This is a genomic window from Cryptocyanus atlanticus LEGE 06306, from assembly GCF_056633155.1.
On record NZ_JBSJOZ010000008.1, the window covers coordinates 82,527 to 98,521 of the forward strand.

Annotated in this window: 15 protein-coding genes; 11 read left to right on the plus strand and 4 right to left on the minus strand. The window is 72.9% G+C overall.

The window, feature by feature from the left end:
• The first annotated feature begins 2 nt into the window (after positions 1 to 2).
• Positions 3 to 1,028, plus strand: a complete 1,026-nt coding sequence (locus ACWJI7_RS09945) for an adenosine kinase (RefSeq protein ID WP_479937587.1) — start codon at positions 3 to 5, stop codon at positions 1,026 to 1,028.
• Positions 1,029 to 1,048: 20 nt separating this feature from the next.
• On the opposite strand, the gene cutA is transcribed toward ACWJI7_RS09945, so the two are convergent.
• Both cutA and ACWJI7_RS09955 read right to left on the minus strand, forming a co-directional pair.
• On the minus strand, positions 1,049 to 1,369 hold the full coding sequence (gene cutA / locus ACWJI7_RS09950) for a divalent-cation tolerance protein CutA (RefSeq protein WP_479937588.1): 321 nt from the start codon (positions 1,367 to 1,369) through the stop codon (positions 1,049 to 1,051).
• Positions 1,369 to 2,262: a precorrin-6A/cobalt-precorrin-6A reductase gene (locus tag ACWJI7_RS09955; RefSeq protein WP_479937590.1), complete on the minus strand. Its 894-nt coding sequence runs from the start codon at positions 2,260 to 2,262 to the stop codon at positions 1,369 to 1,371. Before ACWJI7_RS09955 ends, cutA begins: the two co-directional genes overlap by 1 nt.
• A gap of 31 nt (positions 2,263 to 2,293) precedes the next feature.
• Between ACWJI7_RS09955 and ACWJI7_RS09960 the strand changes: the two genes are divergently transcribed.
• A complete protein-coding gene (locus ACWJI7_RS09960; RefSeq protein ID WP_479937660.1) occupies positions 2,294 to 2,821 on the plus strand; it encodes a single-stranded DNA-binding protein in 528 nt (175 codons plus the stop codon).
• A 2-nt stretch (positions 2,822 to 2,823) separates the two neighbouring features.
• On the opposite strand, the gene ACWJI7_RS09965 is transcribed toward ACWJI7_RS09960, so the two are convergent.
• Complete coding sequence (locus ACWJI7_RS09965) at positions 2,824 to 3,045, minus strand: hypothetical protein (protein WP_479937591.1); 222 nt, start codon at positions 3,043 to 3,045, stop codon at positions 2,824 to 2,826.
• 65 nt (positions 3,046 to 3,110) lie between these two features.
• On the opposite strand from ACWJI7_RS09965, the gene ACWJI7_RS09970 reads away from it, so the two are divergent.
• From ACWJI7_RS09970 to ACWJI7_RS09980, 3 genes are read left to right on the plus strand one after another with little or no spacing between them, the layout of a single operon-like run.
• Positions 3,111 to 3,674 (plus strand): DUF2854 domain-containing protein, encoded by a 564-nt coding sequence (locus tag ACWJI7_RS09970; protein WP_479937593.1) that lies wholly within the window; start codon positions 3,111 to 3,113, stop codon positions 3,672 to 3,674.
• Positions 3,671 to 4,585, plus strand: a complete 915-nt coding sequence (gene argB / locus ACWJI7_RS09975; RefSeq protein WP_479937595.1) for an acetylglutamate kinase — start codon at positions 3,671 to 3,673, stop codon at positions 4,583 to 4,585. Before ACWJI7_RS09970 ends, argB begins: the two co-directional genes overlap by 4 nt.
• Positions 4,578 to 5,687 carry a DUF3153 domain-containing protein gene (locus tag ACWJI7_RS09980; protein WP_479937596.1) on the plus strand — a complete coding sequence of 370 codons (1,110 nt, stop codon included), beginning with the start codon at positions 4,578 to 4,580 and terminating at the stop codon, positions 5,685 to 5,687. Before argB ends, ACWJI7_RS09980 begins: the two co-directional genes overlap by 8 nt.
• 31 nt (positions 5,688 to 5,718) lie before the next feature.
• Here the strand turns inward: ACWJI7_RS09980 and priA are convergent, their stop codons facing one another.
• Entirely contained in the window at positions 5,719 to 8,049 is a 2,331-nt protein-coding gene (gene priA / locus ACWJI7_RS09985; protein WP_479937598.1) for a replication restart helicase PriA, read from the minus strand.
• Between the two features lie 532 nt (positions 8,050 to 8,581).
• Here priA and rpoD point away from each other — a divergent pair.
• The 6 genes from rpoD (at position 8,582) to ACWJI7_RS10015 (ending at position 15,986) form a co-directional block, all read left to right on the plus strand.
• Positions 8,582 to 9,913: an RNA polymerase sigma factor RpoD gene (rpoD, locus tag ACWJI7_RS09990; protein ID WP_479937600.1), complete on the plus strand. Its 1,332-nt coding sequence runs from the start codon at positions 8,582 to 8,584 to the stop codon at positions 9,911 to 9,913.
• Positions 9,914 to 10,092: 179 nt separating this feature from the next.
• On the plus strand, positions 10,093 to 11,853 hold the full coding sequence (locus tag ACWJI7_RS09995; protein WP_479937602.1) for an ArnT family glycosyltransferase: 1,761 nt from the start codon (positions 10,093 to 10,095) through the stop codon (positions 11,851 to 11,853).
• The gene (locus ACWJI7_RS10000) at positions 11,850 to 12,572 is read left to right on the plus strand and encodes a phosphatase PAP2 family protein (protein WP_479937604.1); all 723 of its coding nucleotides are present in this window, start codon (positions 11,850 to 11,852) and stop codon (positions 12,570 to 12,572) included. The genes ACWJI7_RS09995 and ACWJI7_RS10000 overlap by 4 nt, the downstream gene beginning before the upstream one ends.
• Positions 12,569 to 12,970 carry a DUF1824 family protein gene (locus tag ACWJI7_RS10005; protein WP_479937606.1) on the plus strand — a complete coding sequence of 134 codons (402 nt, stop codon included), beginning with the start codon at positions 12,569 to 12,571 and terminating at the stop codon, positions 12,968 to 12,970. Before ACWJI7_RS10000 ends, ACWJI7_RS10005 begins: the two co-directional genes overlap by 4 nt.
• Before the next feature lie 108 nt (positions 12,971 to 13,078).
• The gene (gene hemC, locus ACWJI7_RS10010) at positions 13,079 to 14,032 is read left to right on the plus strand and encodes a hydroxymethylbilane synthase (protein WP_479937608.1); all 954 of its coding nucleotides are present in this window, start codon (positions 13,079 to 13,081) and stop codon (positions 14,030 to 14,032) included.
• Positions 14,007 to 15,986: a chloride channel protein gene (locus ACWJI7_RS10015; protein WP_479937610.1), complete on the plus strand. Its 1,980-nt coding sequence runs from the start codon at positions 14,007 to 14,009 to the stop codon at positions 15,984 to 15,986. The genes hemC and ACWJI7_RS10015 overlap by 26 nt, the downstream gene beginning before the upstream one ends.
• Positions 15,987 to 15,995 lie beyond the last annotated feature (9 nt).

Genomic DNA, 15,995 nt, shown 5'->3' on the forward strand with positions numbered 1-15,995 from the left:
GCATGGCGATCTCCCCTTCCCCCACGGCACTCCAACGGGCCCCCGGCGGTCTCGATGTCGTCGGCATCGGCAACGCCATCGTGGATGTGCTCGTGCAGACCGACGATCACTTCCTGCAGGAGCATGGCCTGGCCAAAGGCTCCATGACCCTGGTGGACGCCACCGAAGCCGAGCGTCTCTACGCCGCCTGCGGGGCGGGCCTGGAAACCTCGGGGGGCTCGGCGGCCAACACCCTGGCCGGCCTGGCCCAGTTGGGGGGGCAGGGGGAATTCATCGGCCGGGTGCGCGACGACCAGCTCGGGGCCATCTTCAGCCACGACATTCGCTCGGTGGGAGCCCGTTTCGAGACACCCGCCGCCAGCAGCGGGCCGCCCACCGCCCGCTGCCTGATCCTGGTCACCCCGGATGCCCAGCGCACCATGTGCACCTTCCTGGGCGCTTCGGTGGACCTCGATCCGGACGATCTGGATCTGGAGCAGGTGGCCCAGGCCGGCATCCTGTACCTGGAGGGCTACCTCTGGGACAGCGAGCCGGCCCGGCGGGCCTTTCTCGCCGCCGCCCAGGTGATGCGTGCCAGCGGGGGCCAGGTGGCCCTCAGTCTCTCCGACGCGTTCTGCGTCGAACGTCACCGGGACAGCTTTCTGGAGCTCGTGGACGGCTCGGTGGATCTGCTCTTCGCCAACGAAAGCGAGATCACGGCGCTGTACCCCGCCGGCAGCTTCGAGGCCGCCGCCGAAGCGGTGCGCGCCCGTTGTCCGATGGCGGCCCTCACCCGCAGTGAACAGGGATCGGTGCTGATCGCCGGAGCGCTCACCCACCGGATCCCGGCCTACCAGCTGGGACCGCTGGTGGACACCACCGGTGCCGGCGATCTCTATGCCGCCGGGGTCCTCTTCGGCCTCAGCCGGGGCGAGCCGCTCGAGCGCTGCGGCAGGCTGGGCTCCCTCTGCGCCGGCCAGGTGGTCACCCAGCTGGGTCCTCGCCCCCGGGGTGATCTGCGGGAGCTGGTGGCCCGGCAGCTGGGCTGAGGCCGCCGGGTCCGGCGGCCTCAGCCCAGGGCCTGGATCCAGCCGGCGTAGGCGCCTTCGCCCTCGGCGATCCAGTGGATCCATTCGGGCGTCTCATAGCTGTGGTGGTCGTGCAGCAGCCGGCGCAGCGGCTCCAGCTGGTCAGGCCGGGTCTTGATCAGCAGCTCCACCTCCTCCCCCTGCTCGATCTCCCCCCGCCAGCGGTAGATCGAGCGCAGCGGCCGCAGGCTCACACATGCCGCCAGACCGGCTTCCACCAGCCGGCGCGCCAGCCGCTCGGCGCGGTCCGCATCGGCTTCGGTGCTGAGCACCAGGGCGATCGGCAGGGAATCCGGGGCCATCAACCAGGGGGGTGGGGTCGGCCCACCATCTCCAGCAGGGCGGCCGCGGGCAAGGCCCGCACCCGATCGGGTTCGGCTGGACGCTCCAGCAGGAGCAGCCGCAGCCCCGCTTCGCCGCAGAGGGTCTGCCAGCAGGTTTCGGTGGTGCCTCCCGACTGACGGCAGAGCACGGCGGTGATGCGCCATCGGCGCAGCAGGGCCCGCTCGAGGGCGAAGGGGTCTCCCTGGAGCCCGTCGCTCCGCTGCCCGTGCCCCGGGCGGTGACAGGCGAGCTGTCCATCCGCCAGCCCCGCCGCCCGGGCCTGGCGCAGGCTCGCCGGAGCGGGAAGGATCCGGGCGAAGCTGGCCCCGGCGGCCGCCAGGGCGAGGGCGCGGCCCAGCTGCCGGGCCCCGATCGCCAGCAGGAGCCGCTCCCGACTCAGGTCCTGCCCGGCGAGGGCCTCCAGATCCGGCAGGAGCGTGAGCCGGCTGCCGCCTGCGGCGCCCAGGGCGGGGCGCCGCAGGCGGAGCAGGGGCTGGCAGCGTCGCCGGCAGACCAGGGCCAGATCGGCGCTGATTCGGCTGGCGAAGGGATGGCTGGCGTCCACCACCCAGCGCCAGCCGTCGCCGCAGGGGCCCGGGGCGTCCAGCCGGGCCTCGATGGCGCCGGGGCCGGCCAGGGCTCCCACCCGCAGCCGCAGGCGGGGATGGGCGGCATAGGCGCGCGAGGCCTCCGGTGTCACCACGGACACCTCCACTCCCCAGCCCCGCTCCAGCAGGGCCGCCGCCAGGGGCGGTCCCTCCCCGGTGCCGCTGAGCAGCCAGATCGATCCGGCGGCCCCGGGCGGCCGGGTCGGACGCGGCCGCAGGGATTGCGGCGTCGCGGCCCGTGGCGGTGGGTCAGGTCCGTGCATCAAGATGGGCGCCGCTGACGGGGTCCGTGCCGTGAATCACTGTGTGCTGGAGGTGGTGGTGCTCGAGGCCCCCCAGGTGCGCTACACCCCGGACAACCAGACGCCCGTGGCGGAGCTGGCCGTCCAGATGGACGGGCTCAGGCCGGAGGATCCCCCGGGTCAGCTCAAGGTGGTGGGCTGGGGAAACCTGGCGCAGGATCTGCAGAACCGGGTGCAGCCGGGGCAGCGGCTGCTGCTGGAGGGACGGCTGCGCATGTCCACCGTCACCCGCCCGGATGGCCTCAAGGAGAAGCGGGCGGAGTTCACCCTCTCGCGGCTCCACCCCCTGGCGGGCGGGGATGAGGCGTCGGCGTCCCGGCCCTTGTCCCCGCAGGTCGGCCCGCGCCCCACCCCGGCCCAGCCGGTGCGGGTGCCACCCGCCCGTCCGGTCGCCGCCAGCCGCCAGGCGGCCCCCACCCAACCCCAGGCCTCCCCCCGGCCGGCCCAGGAGGCCCCCACCTGGAACACCTCCCCCCTCGTCCCCGAGCTGGGCGAGGACGAGGACGACATCCCCTTCTGAACTCAGAGGCGCTGGCCGGCCAGTTCGAGCAGCTGACCCAGCTCCCGCTCCAGCGCGGCCAGATCCAGCCGCAGCTCGGGCCAGCGGCCCCCGTCGATCTGCTGGAGGAGCCAGAGCCGGTCGTCGGCCAGTTGCTGGAGCAGTTCGGCCGGGTCCGTGGGCGGTTCGGTGGCCGGGTCGCCGGGGGGCACGGCGCTGGCGGGTTCGGGGATCGGTGAAGTCATCGGGGGAGGGTGGGAGGCCACCGGGGCTGCCGCCATCCTGCTCCGCGTTGCAGGAAGATGGCGGCATGCAAGCACTCACGTCCCCGGGCAGTCTGCTGACCATCCTCGGCGCGGCCCTCACGGTGATCGGCTCGATCGCCTACGCCACCGACAGTCCCAACATCAGCCTGGCGGGGGTGTTCTACGGGGTGCCGGTGCTGCTGGGTGGCCTGGCGCTGAAGTCGTCCGAGCTTCCCCCGGCCGCTCGGCTGACGCCGCCCTCCCAGCTGCGAGCGCTGCGGGAGCAGGAGGCCAGTGCTCCGCTGCGCACCCTGATCCAGGACGTCACCCGCTGGCGTTACGGCCAGAAGGCCCACCTGGAGAGCTCGCTCGAAGCCCTGCGGCTCTGGAATGAGGACCGGCCCCCCGAGCTGATCAGCGTCCGCGAAGAGGATCACGACGGCCACTACGGCCTGGTTCTGCAGTTTCGGTGCAATGCCGTGCCGCTCGAGCAGTGGCAGGCCCGCCAGGAGCGGCTGGGCCGTTTCTTCGGCCCGGGGCTGCGCGCCGAGATCACCCCGCGCCCCGGCGGCGAGCTCGACCTCGCCCTGGTGCCCACCGCATCCACACTCGCCCCCGTGCTGCCTTGAGCCACGAGCCCGCGATCAGCGCCGACGACGCCCTGCGGGTGTCCGTGCTCAGCGAAGCCCTCCCCTACATCCAGCGGTTCGCCGGCCGCAGGGTGGTCGTGAAGTACGGCGGAGCGGCGATGGTGCGCGCCGACCTGCGCGACGCGGTGTTCCGCGACCTGGCCCTGCTGGCCTGTGTCGGCCTGCAGCCGGTGGTGGTGCATGGCGGCGGGCCGGAGATCAACCAGTGGCTGGGGCGGCTCTCGATCGAGCCCGAGTTCCGTGATGGCCTGCGGGTCACCAGCGCCGACACCATGGACGTGGTGGAGATGGTGCTGGTGGGCCGCGTCAACAAGCAGATCGTCAATGGCCTCAACCGGGTGGGCGGCCGGGCGGTGGGGCTCTCCGGCAGCGATGGCGCCCTGGTGGAGGCGCGGCCCTGGGGGGAGGGCTCCCATGGGCTGGTGGGCGACGTGGCTTCGGTGAACCCCGCCGTGCTCGAGCCCCTGCTCAAGGCCGGGTACATCCCGGTGATCTCCAGCGTGGCCGCCAATCCCGAGGGCCAGGCCCACAACATCAACGCCGATACCGTGGCCGGGGAACTGGCGGCGGCCCTGGAGGCCGAGAAGCTGATCCTGCTGACCGACACACCCGGAATCCTGCGGGATCCGCCGGATCCCGGCTCCCTGCTGCGTCAGCTGAGCCTGCCGGAGGCCCGGGAGCTGATCCGCAGCGGAGTGGTGAGCGGCGGCATGACCCCCAAGACCCAGTGCTGCATCCGGGCCCTGGCCCAGGGGGTGGCCACGGCCCACATCGTCGATGGGCGGGTGCCCCATGCCCTGCTGCTCGAGGTGTTCACCAACGCGGGCGTCGGCACGATGGTGGTGGGCAGCAGCCGCGCCATGGCCAGCGGTGCCCGGCGGCGTGGCTGAGGTCCTCCTGGATCAGGCCCAGCAGGCCCTCGACCGGGGGGAGTACGGCCGCTGCCTGCGGTTGCTCGAACCCCTGGCCGAGGCCCATCCGCTCAGCAGCCGGCTGGGGGGCGCCGTCCGGCTGCTGATGGCCACCGCCCTGATCGGCTCGGGAGAGGCCGAGCGAGCCGCCCAGTGCTGCCGTGGTCTGCAGCGCTGTGGGGATCCGGAGCTGCGCCGCCAGGCCCGGGATCTCCAGCAGATCCTGGAGGCGCCGGCCCTGGCCCGTCCGGCCAACTGGTCGCTGACCCTGCCGCCGCTGGGGGCGGTCGAATCGATCCAGCCGGGGGGAGGGCTCCGGCCCGTCACCCCCCGCCGCCGGGTCCGGCCGGACCCGCCGCCCCCTCCCCCGGTGGGCCCCACCCGAGTTCCGGTGGGCTTCGCCCTGGTGCTGGCCCTGCTGCTGCTGGCGCTCAGCCTGCTGCTCAGCGGCTGTCTGCGGGTGGAGGCCCAGCTCCGCTTCGCCGGACCGGGGCGGCTTCAGCTGGTGGAGACCCTCAGCAGCGACACCGGCCGGGCGCTTCCCTGGCCCGGGCGCTTCGCGGCCGAACTGCGCGCCGCCGAGCCCCCGCCGGGGCTCTCGATCGTGGATGGGGCCGGGGCCCTCCAGGTGCGCAGCGGCGTGATGCCCGCGGCCGGGGTGGCCCGGGTGCTGGAGCAGACCGTGGCGGTGGCCTCCCGTCTCAGCGATCTGCCCGTGCCGCCGCCGCGGCTGGAGCTGGAGGAGCGCAACTGGCTGCTGGGGGTGTCCCAGCGCTTCAGCCTGGAACTGGATCTGACCCCCCTGCGCTCGGCGCCGGGCCTGGAGTTCCGTGTGGACCTCGGCCCGCTCGGGTCGCGGTCGGTGCGGCAGGCCATCCCCCTGGCGGCGACCCGCCGGGGGGATGGGGTGAGCTGGCCACTGCGGACCGGAGTCCTCAACCGGCTGGAGCTGCGCAGCTGGCGCTGGAGCCGGCTCGGCCTCGGCAGCCTGGCCATCGCCCTGGCGCTGGCCCTGAGCCTGGCGCTGCAGCGGCTGCGGCAGCAGGCCGGGTTCGGCTGGCCGGAGCTGCCGCCGCCCTGAGTCCGGGCTTCCGGACGGCGGGTGGCTGGATCTACAGCTCGATGGGATCGGGATCGATCACCAGGTTCACATGGGGCACCAGGCTCGCCCGCAGCTCCGCCTCGGAGGGCAGGCCCGGATCGCTGCCGGCCGGCCCGTGCAGCAGCAGCTGCCAGCGGTGGCGCCCCGCCACCCGCGCCACCGGCGCCGGCGCCGGACCGACCAGCTGCCAGTCCGCCCGGGCCAGGGGCGGCCCCAGGCGTTCGGCGAGGGCGGCTGCCGCGGTGGCGGTGGCGGTGGCGGACGCCCCGGCCAGCCGCAGCAGCCAGGCGCGGCGGAAGGGCACCAGTGCGGCCTGGCGGCGCAGGGCCAGTTCCGCGTCGGCGAAGGCGTCGTAACGGCCGTCCACCAGGTGCTGGATGACCGGATGGTCGGGCGTGTAGGTCTGCACGATCACCGACCCGGGGCGTTCCCCGCGGCCGGCCCGGCCGGCCAGCTGCAGGAGCAGCTGCAGGCAGTGCTCCCCGGAGCGCAGGTCGGGGCGGTGCAGCAGGCCGTCGGCGGCCAGCACCGCCGCCAGGGTGACCCGGGGCAGATCCATGCCCTTGGCCAGCATCTGGGTGCCCACGAGCACATCGGCCTCCCCGGCGGCGAAGCGGGCCAGCAGGCGGCGGTGGCCGTCGCGACCCCGGGTGGTGTCGCGGTCGAAGCGGAGCAGGCGCAGGCCCTCAAGCTCCTGCTCCAGTTGCTCGCTCACCCGCTGGGTACCGGCGCCGAAGGGCTTGAAGGCGGTGGAGCCGCAGGCGGTGCAGCGGCGGCTCGGCTCCTGGCGGTGGCCGCACCAGTGGCAGCGCAGCCACTCGCCGCCGGAGCGGTGCCGGTGGACGGTCAGGGCCACGTCGCAGTGGGGACAGTGCACCACGTCCCCGCAGCTGCGGCAGCTCAGAAAGCTGCTGTAGCCCCTACGCGGCACCAGCACCACCGCCTGCCCCCCCTGCTGCGGCAGGTCGCGCAGCCGCTTCATCAGGGCCCGGCTGATCAGGCGCCGGTGGCCGTCGGCCAGTTCCAGCCGCATGTCCACCACGGCCACCGGGGCGGGGGGCTGGCCGCCGATGCGCTGGCTCAGGCGCAGCAGGGTGAGGGGATGGGCGGGATCGCGGCTGGCCTGCCAGGTGTCGAGGCAGGGGGTGGCGCTGCCCAGCACCAGCCGGGAGCCGCCGCGGCAGCGCAGGCGGGCCACATCCCGGGCGTGATAGCAGGGCATGGGCTGCTCCTGCTTGTAGGAGGTGTCGTGCTCTTCGTCGAGGACGATCAGGCCCAGATTGGCCAGGGGGAGGAACACGGCGGAGCGGGTGCCAACGGCGACCAGGGGTGCGCCCCCGTCGGCGGCCAGGCAGCGGCGCCAGGCGGCGATCCGCTCGGCATCCCCCAGACCGCTGTGATACTCCACGACCCGTGCTCCAAAGCGGGTCCGGCAGCGATCCACGAGCTGGGGGATCAGGCCGATCTCCGGGGTGAGCAGCAGCACGCTGCGGCCCTCCTGGAGGCTGCGGGCGGCCGCCCGCAGATAGACCTCGGTCTTGCCCGAACCCGTCACCCCCCAGAGCAGGAACTCCGCGCCGGGGCCGCCGGCCTCGATCCGGGCCACCGCTGCGGCCTGGTCGGCGTTCAGGCGGCGGGGGGGCTCCGGGGCGTCCTGGCCCCCCCCGGCTTCGCCGGGATCGCCGGGCCGGCCTGGGGGGGCGACCTCGAACGGGCGGGGCGTCTGACGCAGGCTCCCCTTCCGGATCAGCTGGCGCACCAGGGCGCCGCTGAAGCCCCAGGGTCCGGTGACCGTCGCCAGCCAGGCCCCGGCCGAGCCGCTGGCCGCCGCCTCCGGGCCGGAGTCAACCGGCTGGTGGCCCCTCAGCCGGCCGATCAGCTCCGCCTGCCGGGGGGTGAGCGGCGCGGCGCCGTCCACGGGCTCCAGCCACTGCCGGCGGCGGGGGGCGGCCGGAGCGGCGGCGGGGCGCTGGCCGAGCCAGCCGGGCGGCAGGGCGGCCTTGAGGGTCTTGAACGGGCTGGTGTGACAGCGGACCGCCACCTGCCTGAGCAGCTCCTGCCAGCGGGGATCCACCGCGGCGGCCTGATGGAGGGCCTCCACCGGCAGCAGCCGGCTGGCCCCACATTCCGGTGGGGGCCCCACGCCGGTGGCCACCACCAGGCCGACATGCCGCCGGCCCCGCAGGCGCAGCCTGACCAGATCGCCGGGGGCCAGGGGCAGGGCCTCGGGGTTGGCGTAGGTGAAGACGCGGCCCTCGCGGCCCGCCTCCAGCCACACCTGCAGCCAGGGCGGGTTCGAGGGCTGTTGCACCGACGTCGCAGATTGCCTTGCAAACCCCATAGGGGTTTCTTAAGCTATGGAGGTTGAGCAGCCCCCGGTTGCTGTCGGAACCAGGCAGAGTTCCGTCCAGTGGGAAGACCTGAAGAGCAGGCCGCAGGAGTTTCTCCCCGTGCCTCCCGGTCTGCGACCACCCCTGACAGCACTGCTCTGGCCTCCGTGCCGTCCATCGTCGTTGAGTCCCGGTTGGTTCCGTTCCCCAAGGGTGCCTGAGTTCCCCTGAGCCGTCCTCCCCGCCTGGGGACGGCCCAGCTGGAGGCTTGCACCCTCTGGCGTCATGCGCACCGGCGCGGCCACTCCCCCGATCCAGGCGATCCCGACCCGTGCGGTCCGGATCCTCGCCGATCCGGTCGTGGCGGCGCCGGTCTCGCCCCGGCGGTCCCCCGGCCGCCCACCATCCTCCCGACGCTGGATCCCGGCGCCGCTCCTCCGGCGGGACACCCCTGGGATCCCGGTCCGCCTGAGCCTGCCCCAGCTCCAACCTTCCCCACCGCCCCACTCCCTCCCCACTTCCGTCTCACCCCGCAGCCGTCCTATGAGCCCAGCCGCCACCAAGACCCAGAAGGCCACCGCCGAGATTCTCAAGGTCGCCGCCCAGAGCGGCGAAGATCTGGTGGTGCAGGCGAAGCCGCGGGCGAGCCGGGCCAGGACCAAGCCGGCGGCCAAGACCCCCGCGCTGGAGCCGGTCGACGGGGCCGCCAACGCGGTGACGCCCACCCGCCCGGCGGCGTCCAGCAAGCCGAAGGCCGCCTCCCGCTCGAAGACGAAGGCCAAGGCGGCGAGCACCCCCGCGCCCGATCTTGACGCCATGGCCGACCAGCTGCTGGCCGCCGCCGCCCCGGCGGAGGAGGCGAAGGAGAAGGAGCGCAAGGCCAGCAAGGAGAAGGCCCTGGCGAGCATCAAGGTGGGCCCGAAGGGCGTCTACACGGAAGATTCGATCCGCGTCTATCTGCAGGAGATCGGCCGCATCCGCCTGCTCCGCCCCGATGAGGAGATCGAGCTGGCCCGCAAGATCGCCGATCTGCTGCTGCTTGAGGAACTGGCGGCCCAGTTCGAGCAGGACAACGGACACCATCCCGACAACAAGGAATGGGCGGTGCTGGTGGACATGCCGCTGGTGAAGTTCCGCCGCCGGCTGATGCTCGGCCGCCGGGCCAAGGAAAAGATGGTGCAGTCCAATCTGCGCCTGGTGGTGTCCATCGCCAAGAAATACATGAACCGTGGGCTCTCCTTCCAGGACCTGATCCAGGAGGGCAGCCTCGGGCTGATCCGTGCGGCCGAGAAGTTCGACCACGAGAAGGGCTACAAGTTCTCCACCTACGCCACCTGGTGGATCCGCCAGGCGATCACCCGGGCCATCGCTGATCAGAGCCGCACCATCCGCCTGCCGGTGCACCTTTACGAAACGATCTCCCGCATCAAGAAAACCACCAAGGTGCTCAGCCAGGAATTCGGTCGCAAGCCCACCGAGGAGGAGATCGCTGAAAGCATGGAGATGACGATCGAAAAGTTGCGGTTCATCGCCAAATCGGCCCAGCTTCCGATCTCGCTCGAAACTCCCATCGGTAAGGAGGAGGATTCCCGGCTCGGGGATTTCATTGAAGCGGACATCGAGAATCCCGAGCAGGATGTGGCCAAGAATCTGCTGCGGGAGGATCTCGAAGGGGTGCTGGCCACCCTCAGTCCCCGGGAGCGCGATGTGCTGCGGCTCCGCTATGGCCTCGATGACGGCCGGATGAAGACCCTCGAGGAGATCGGCCAGATCTTCGATGTCACCCGCGAGCGCATCCGTCAGATCGAGGCCAAGGCCCTGCGCAAGCTGCGTCACCCCAACCGCAACGGCGTGCTCAAGGAGTACATCAAGTGACCTCGGGCCCGGCGGCCCGCCCCGGGGTCCCCGGCGACTGAACCCGACTGGGCCTGGGTTCCGCTGGCTGGCTGCCGCTGCCGGGGGGCCTCCTCCGGGGGACCCCCCGGGAGAGATGATGCCTGCGGTCCGGATCCGTCCGGACCCCACCGTGCCCATCGTCTCCCTCGTCCACTTCCATGCGCGTGATGGCCTGGCTGGAGCGTGACTCCCGCCGCCTCTGGTTCGTGACCGCCGCTGGTGCCCTCCTGCTCTGCTGGCTGGCCTTCTTCCACCATCTCGGCACCTTGAGCCTGATGGACAAGACGGAGGCCCTGTTCGTGGAGGTGGGCCGTCAGATGGTGGAGCGTGGTGACTGGATCACCCCCCACTGGAACGGAGACACCTTCTTCGATTACCCCGTCTGGGGGTATTGGATGGTGGGCCTCAGCTTCCGCCTCTTCGGGGTGAGCGCCTGGGCGGCGCGCCTGCCGGTGGCCCTGGCGGCCAGTTCCGTGGTGCTGGCCGGCTTCGCCCTGCTCTGGCTGTGCGGCGAGGCCAGCGAACCTGGATCCCGGCGCTGGCGGCGGGCCTGGCTGGGGGGTGCCCTGCTGGCCCTCAATCCGGGCTGGGTGGGCTGGGGGCGCACTTCGGTGACGGACATGTTCCTCTCCAGCGCCATCGCCCTCAGCCTGTTCGGCTTCTTCCTCGGCTACGCCCGCTGGGAGCGGCCCTGGGCCCGTCGCACCGCCCAGGTGGCCCTGCCCGTGTTCAGCGCGATCGCGGTGCTGGCCAAGGGCCCGGTGGGTCTGGTGCTCCCCGGGGGGGTGATCCTCGTCTTCCTGCTCTGTCAGGGCACGCTCAGGGCGGAACTGCGCCGCTGGCCCCTGCTGGGCATGGCCGTGCTGTTCCTGCTGGTGGCCTCCCCCTGGTATGTCCTGGCGGCCCGGGTCAACGGCATGGAGTTCCTGGGGGGATTCTTCGGCTTCAGCAATCTGCAGCGCTTCACCTCGGTGCTGTATCAGCACGAAGGCCCCTGGTATTTCTATCTGCCCTGGTGCCTGGTGCTGCTGCTGCCCTGGTCCTTCCAGCTGCCGCTGGCGCTGGTGCGGCTGCGGTACTGGCGGCTGGGCTGGTGGCGGTCCCAGTCGCGCCCCGCCCAGCTGGCTCCCTTCGGCCTGGTCTGGTTTCTGGTGGTGCTGGTGCTGTTCTCCTCGGCCGCCACCAAGCTGGCCGGCTACATCCTGCCGCTGGTGCCGGCCGGCGCCCTGCTGCTGGCCCTGTTCTGGTGTCCGCTCGGGCCCGTGCCCTCCCCCCCTCCCGCCGACGACTGGCCCCAGCGCTGGGGCGGCTGGCTCAACGCGGCCCTGTTCGGGGCCCTGGCGCCGGTGGCCGCCCTGGCCCCGCGCTGGGCGGCCACCGATCCGGCCTATCCGGGCTTCGCCGAGGCGCTGCGCGCTTCGGGGCTGCCGGTGATCCTGGCCCTGATCCTGGCCGCCACGGCGCTGGGCCTGGTGCTGGTGCTGCGCCGCGGCGGCCCGCCCCGCGCCCTCTGGCGGCCCGATCTGCTGGGCTTCCTGGGGCTGCTGCTGCTGGTGGTGCCGGCGCTGGCGCCGCTGATGGAGGACCAGCGGCAACGGCCGGTGCGGGAGCTGGCCGTCGTGGCCGGTCAGCTGGCCCGACCCAACGAACCCCTCTGGGTGGTCGGCTACATGCGCTACAGCGTCGTCTTCTACAGCGGCCGCCGGGTCCGCTTCTTCGACAGTCTCGATGGCGCCCGGGAGGCCCTCGAGCCCCCCGACCCTGGCGCCGCCACGGTGCTGCTGTTCGGCGAGGCGCACCGGCTGAAGGCGGTTCCCCGGGAATTCCCGGGTGCCAGCCTGCTGGAGAGCCGTGGCGGCACCCAGCTCTGGCGGGTCCCCCCCGGCGACTCCCCGCTTCCGCCCCGCTCCCTGCCTTGAACCGCCTGCTCCGCCTGCCCACCGATCGCTCCCTGCTGCGGGGCCTGCAGCGCTGGTTCGCTCTCCTCGGACCCTGGCGGCTGCTGGCCTGCGGCCTGGCGGTGGCCGTGGTGCTGCTGATCGACCGGACCGTGCTCAGCCAGGAGGACCCGGTCTTCGACGAGGCGGTGCTGGACTGGTTGGCCCGCCAGATCCCGGAGCCCCTGGGCCGCTTCCTGGTGCTGGTGTATCAGGTGAGCGGCACCCGCTTCACGGCGGTGCTCGTGCTGGCCGCCCTGGTGTTTCTGCTGCTCAAGCGGGCCTGGACGCAGCTGATCTGGCTGGCGGTGGCCACCGGCGGGATCCTGCTGATCATCGACCGCTGGCTGAAGCCGCTGTTCGATCGCTCCCGGCCCTCGGGCCGTCTGGTGGAGGTGATCGGCCGCAGCTTCCCCAGCGGCCACGCCGCCGGCGCGGTGGTGTTCTATTTCCTGATGGTCACGATCCTGGCCCAGCGTTATCCCCGCCTGCGCCGGCCGCTGATCGTGGGCTCCTCGCTCTGGGTGGGGCTGATCTGGGTCAGCACCCTCTACTGCCGGGTGCACTGGCTCACCGACATCGTGGCGGGGGCGGCGGTGGGCTTCGTCTGGCTCAGCCTCTGCCTCACCAGCCTGAACTTCTGCGCCACCGCCGGGAGGCCCGGCGGGCAGACTGGCGACCTTGCCGATTCGCCCCGATGAGTGCGTCCACGCCCCCGAGCGAGTCCCTGGCCGGCCTGCGGGCCCTGCGCACCGCCCCGAGCCTCGATGGCGCCGACCGGGTGGCCCTGCGCCGGGAGCTGGAGGGCCACATGGCCGCCTGCGACTGGTTCACCCTGGGGGTGATGGCCCCGTCGGCGGCGCTGGCGGTGGCGGCACTGCGCGCGGTGGAGGCCGCCTTCGGCTGGAGCCCGATGGAATCGGATGGCGACACCGATCCCGACGGGCCGGTCTTCCTCAAGGCCAACCAGCGCACGGGTCTGTTCCTGCTGCGCCAGGAGAGCGGTCTGGGGGAAGGGGTGCTGATCGGCGGGCAGAGCGCCGCCGATCCCGCCGCCACCGGCACCTGGGGCCCCCTGCCCCTCGATTTCTTCGGCTGATCCCCACGGATCCCCGGGGCTCTGGACCCCGCCGAAGGGGGGGACCCGTCGGTCCTTAGGCTTGACCGCTGTTGATCGGCCCTGGGGCCGCTCCGAGGACGGAACCTGATGGCCGGCACCACTCTGCGCATCGCCTCCCGCCGCAGTCAGCTGGCGATGGTCCAGACCCACTGGGTGCGCGATGAGCTGGCCCGGGCCCATCCCGGCCTGGAGATCAGCATCGAGGCGATGGCCACCCAGGGGGACAAGATCCTCGATGTGGCCCTGGCCAAGATCGGTGACAAGGGGTTGTTCACCAAGGAACTGGAGGCCCAGATGCTGGTGGACAGGGCCGACATCGCCGTCCACAGCCTCAAGGATCTGCCCACCAACCTGCCCGAGGGCCTGATGCTCGGCTGCATCACCGAGCGGGAGGATCCCGCCGATGCCCTGGTGGTGCATGAGCGCCATGCCGATCGGAGCCTCGAGACCCTGCCGGAGGGCAGCGTGGTGGGCACCAGTTCGCTGCGGCGCCTGGCCCAGCTGCGCCATCACTTCCCCCATCTGCGCTTCAAGGACGTGCGGGGCAACGTGATCACCCGGCTGGAGAAGCTCGACTCCGGCGCCTACGACTGCCTGATCCTGGCGGCCGCCGGCCTGGGCCGCCTCGGGCTGGGCGATCGCATCCATGAACTGATCGACCCCTCCATCTCCCTGCATGCCGTGGGCCAGGGGGCCCTGGGCATCGAGTGCCGTCTTGACGACGGCCCCGTGCTGGAGCGGATCGCGGCCCTGGCGCACACCCCCACGGCCCGCCGCTGCCTGGCGGAGCGGGCCTTTCTGCGCCAGCTGGAGGGGGGCTGTCAGGTGCCGATCGGGGTCAACAGCCGCTTCGACGGCGATGAGCTGGTGCTCACCGGCATGGTGGCGAGCCTGGATGGACAGCGCCTGATCCGCGACGAGTCCCGGGGCGACCAGAGCGACCCCGAGGCGATCGGCACTGACCTGGCCCACCGGCTCCGCCAGCAGGGGGCCGGCGAGATCCTGGAGGAGATCTTTGCAGCCGTCAGGCCCGGGACCTGAGGCCGGTCCCTCCGCCCCTGAGGAGGGGGACACCCGTGGTCTGCCGTTCCAGTGGAGTCTGCTGGCCTGGGCCGCCCTGGTGGGGGCGCTCACCGGGGCGGCGGTGGTGGGCTTCCACGTTCTGCTGGGGTTCGTCAACAACTTCCTGTTCGGCACCCTGGTGGAGTGGGTGCTCGGCCTGGCGGGTCCCCCGCCGCTGGAATCCCTGCCGGCGGAGGTGTTCCACGCCCCCGATCCCGAATCCGGCACGCCCCTGAAGGCGCTGCTGCAGATCGGACTGGGGGGCATCGGTTTTCTGCCGCCGCCGCCGGCTCCCCTGCCGGAGCCGCTGCCGCTGGCGCCCGGGGGAGCGGCTGGCTGGCTGGCGAGCTGGCCGGTGGTGGTGGCTCCCCTGCTGGGGGGGGTGGCGGTGGGGCTGTTGCGCCAGCTGACCCGCGACCTCGGCCCCAGTCTCCCCAGCCTGATGGCGATGGCCGATGGGGCCGTCCAGGCGATGCCGCGCCTGCCGGCCTGGCGGCTGGTGGCGGCCGCGCTCAGCCTGGGCAGCGGCGCCTCGCTCGGACCCGAGGGCCCGAGCGTGGAGAGTGGCGGCACCCTCGGGCTCCTGGTGGGGCTGCGGGGCCGGCTGCCGCCGGAATCCCAGAAGGCGCTCGTGGCCGCCGGGGTGGCGGCGGGTCTGGCGGCGGGGTTCAAGGCGCCGATCGCCGGTGTGTTCTTCGCCTTCGAGGGGGCCTACAGCGCGATCCCCGGGCGGCCGAGCCTGCGGGCGGTGCTGGTGGCGGCGGTCACCTCCCTGCTGGTCACCCAGCTGTCCCTGGGCGAGGAGCCGATCTTCCGACTGCCGGCCTATGAGGTCCGCTCGCCGCTGGAGCTTCCCCTCTACCTGGGCCTGGGTCTGGTGGCCAGCCTGATGTCATGGGCCCTGGTGAGCCTGCTGGCCGCCGGCCGCAGCGGGCCGGTTCAGCGCCAGTGCGCCCGTCTCCCCCTCTGGCTGCTCAACGGCCTGGGGGGGCTGGCCGTGGGGGTGCTGGCCCTGGGCTTTCCCCAGGTGCTGGGGGTGGGCTACGACACGATCGAGGCCCTGCTGGGCAGCGAGGGGGGGGTGGCACTCACCACCCTGGTGGCCCTCCTGGTGGTGAAGCTGCTGGCCACGGGGGTGAGCAATGCCACCGGCTTCGTGGGCGGCGGTTTCGCCCCGGCCCTGTTCCTGGGGGCCGTGCTGGGCAACGCCTACGGCCAGGTGCTCGGCAGTGGCGGCCTGGGGCTGCCAGTGGCCGAGCCGCCCGCCTACGCGATGGTGGGCATGGCGGCGGTGCTGGCCGGCAGTGCCCGGGCTCCGCTCACGGCGCTGCTGCTGCTGTTCGAGCTCACCCATGACATCCGGATCGTCCTGCCGCTGATGGCGGCCGCCGGTCTGAGCGCGGTGCTGGTGGAGCGCTGGCAGGGCCTGGCGGATCCGGGGCTGCTGGGGCCCGACCCGGCCGAGGAACAGCGGCGGCAGACGCTGGCGGCACTGCCGGTGGGGGAAGCCCTGGAGCCGGAGTCCCCGTTGGTGCTCAGTGGCGCCACCCCGGCCGGCCGGGCCCTGGCCCTGCTGGTGGCCGCCCATGGCCATTGCCTCGTGGTGGAGCGGGAGGGGTGGGTGATCGGCGTGGTGACCCTGATCGACCTGCAGCGGGCCCTCAGCGCCGGCCCTGCCGGAGCGGGACCCTCCCTGGAGGACTGCCGCCGCTCCGATCTGCTCTGGCTGCCGGTTCAGGCCAACCTGGCGGAGCTGGAGGACCAGCTGGTGCCCAACGGCCTGCGCCAGGTGCCCGTGTTCGCCCTGAAGAGCCCCGCTCCCGCCAAGCTTCCGGCCGGGTTGCCCAACAGCGGGCTGCCGGTGGAGGCGCTGCGGGGGATCGCCAGCCGCGATGGCATGGCCCGGGCCCTGGCCCGGCAGCTCAGCGCCTGAGCGTCCGGC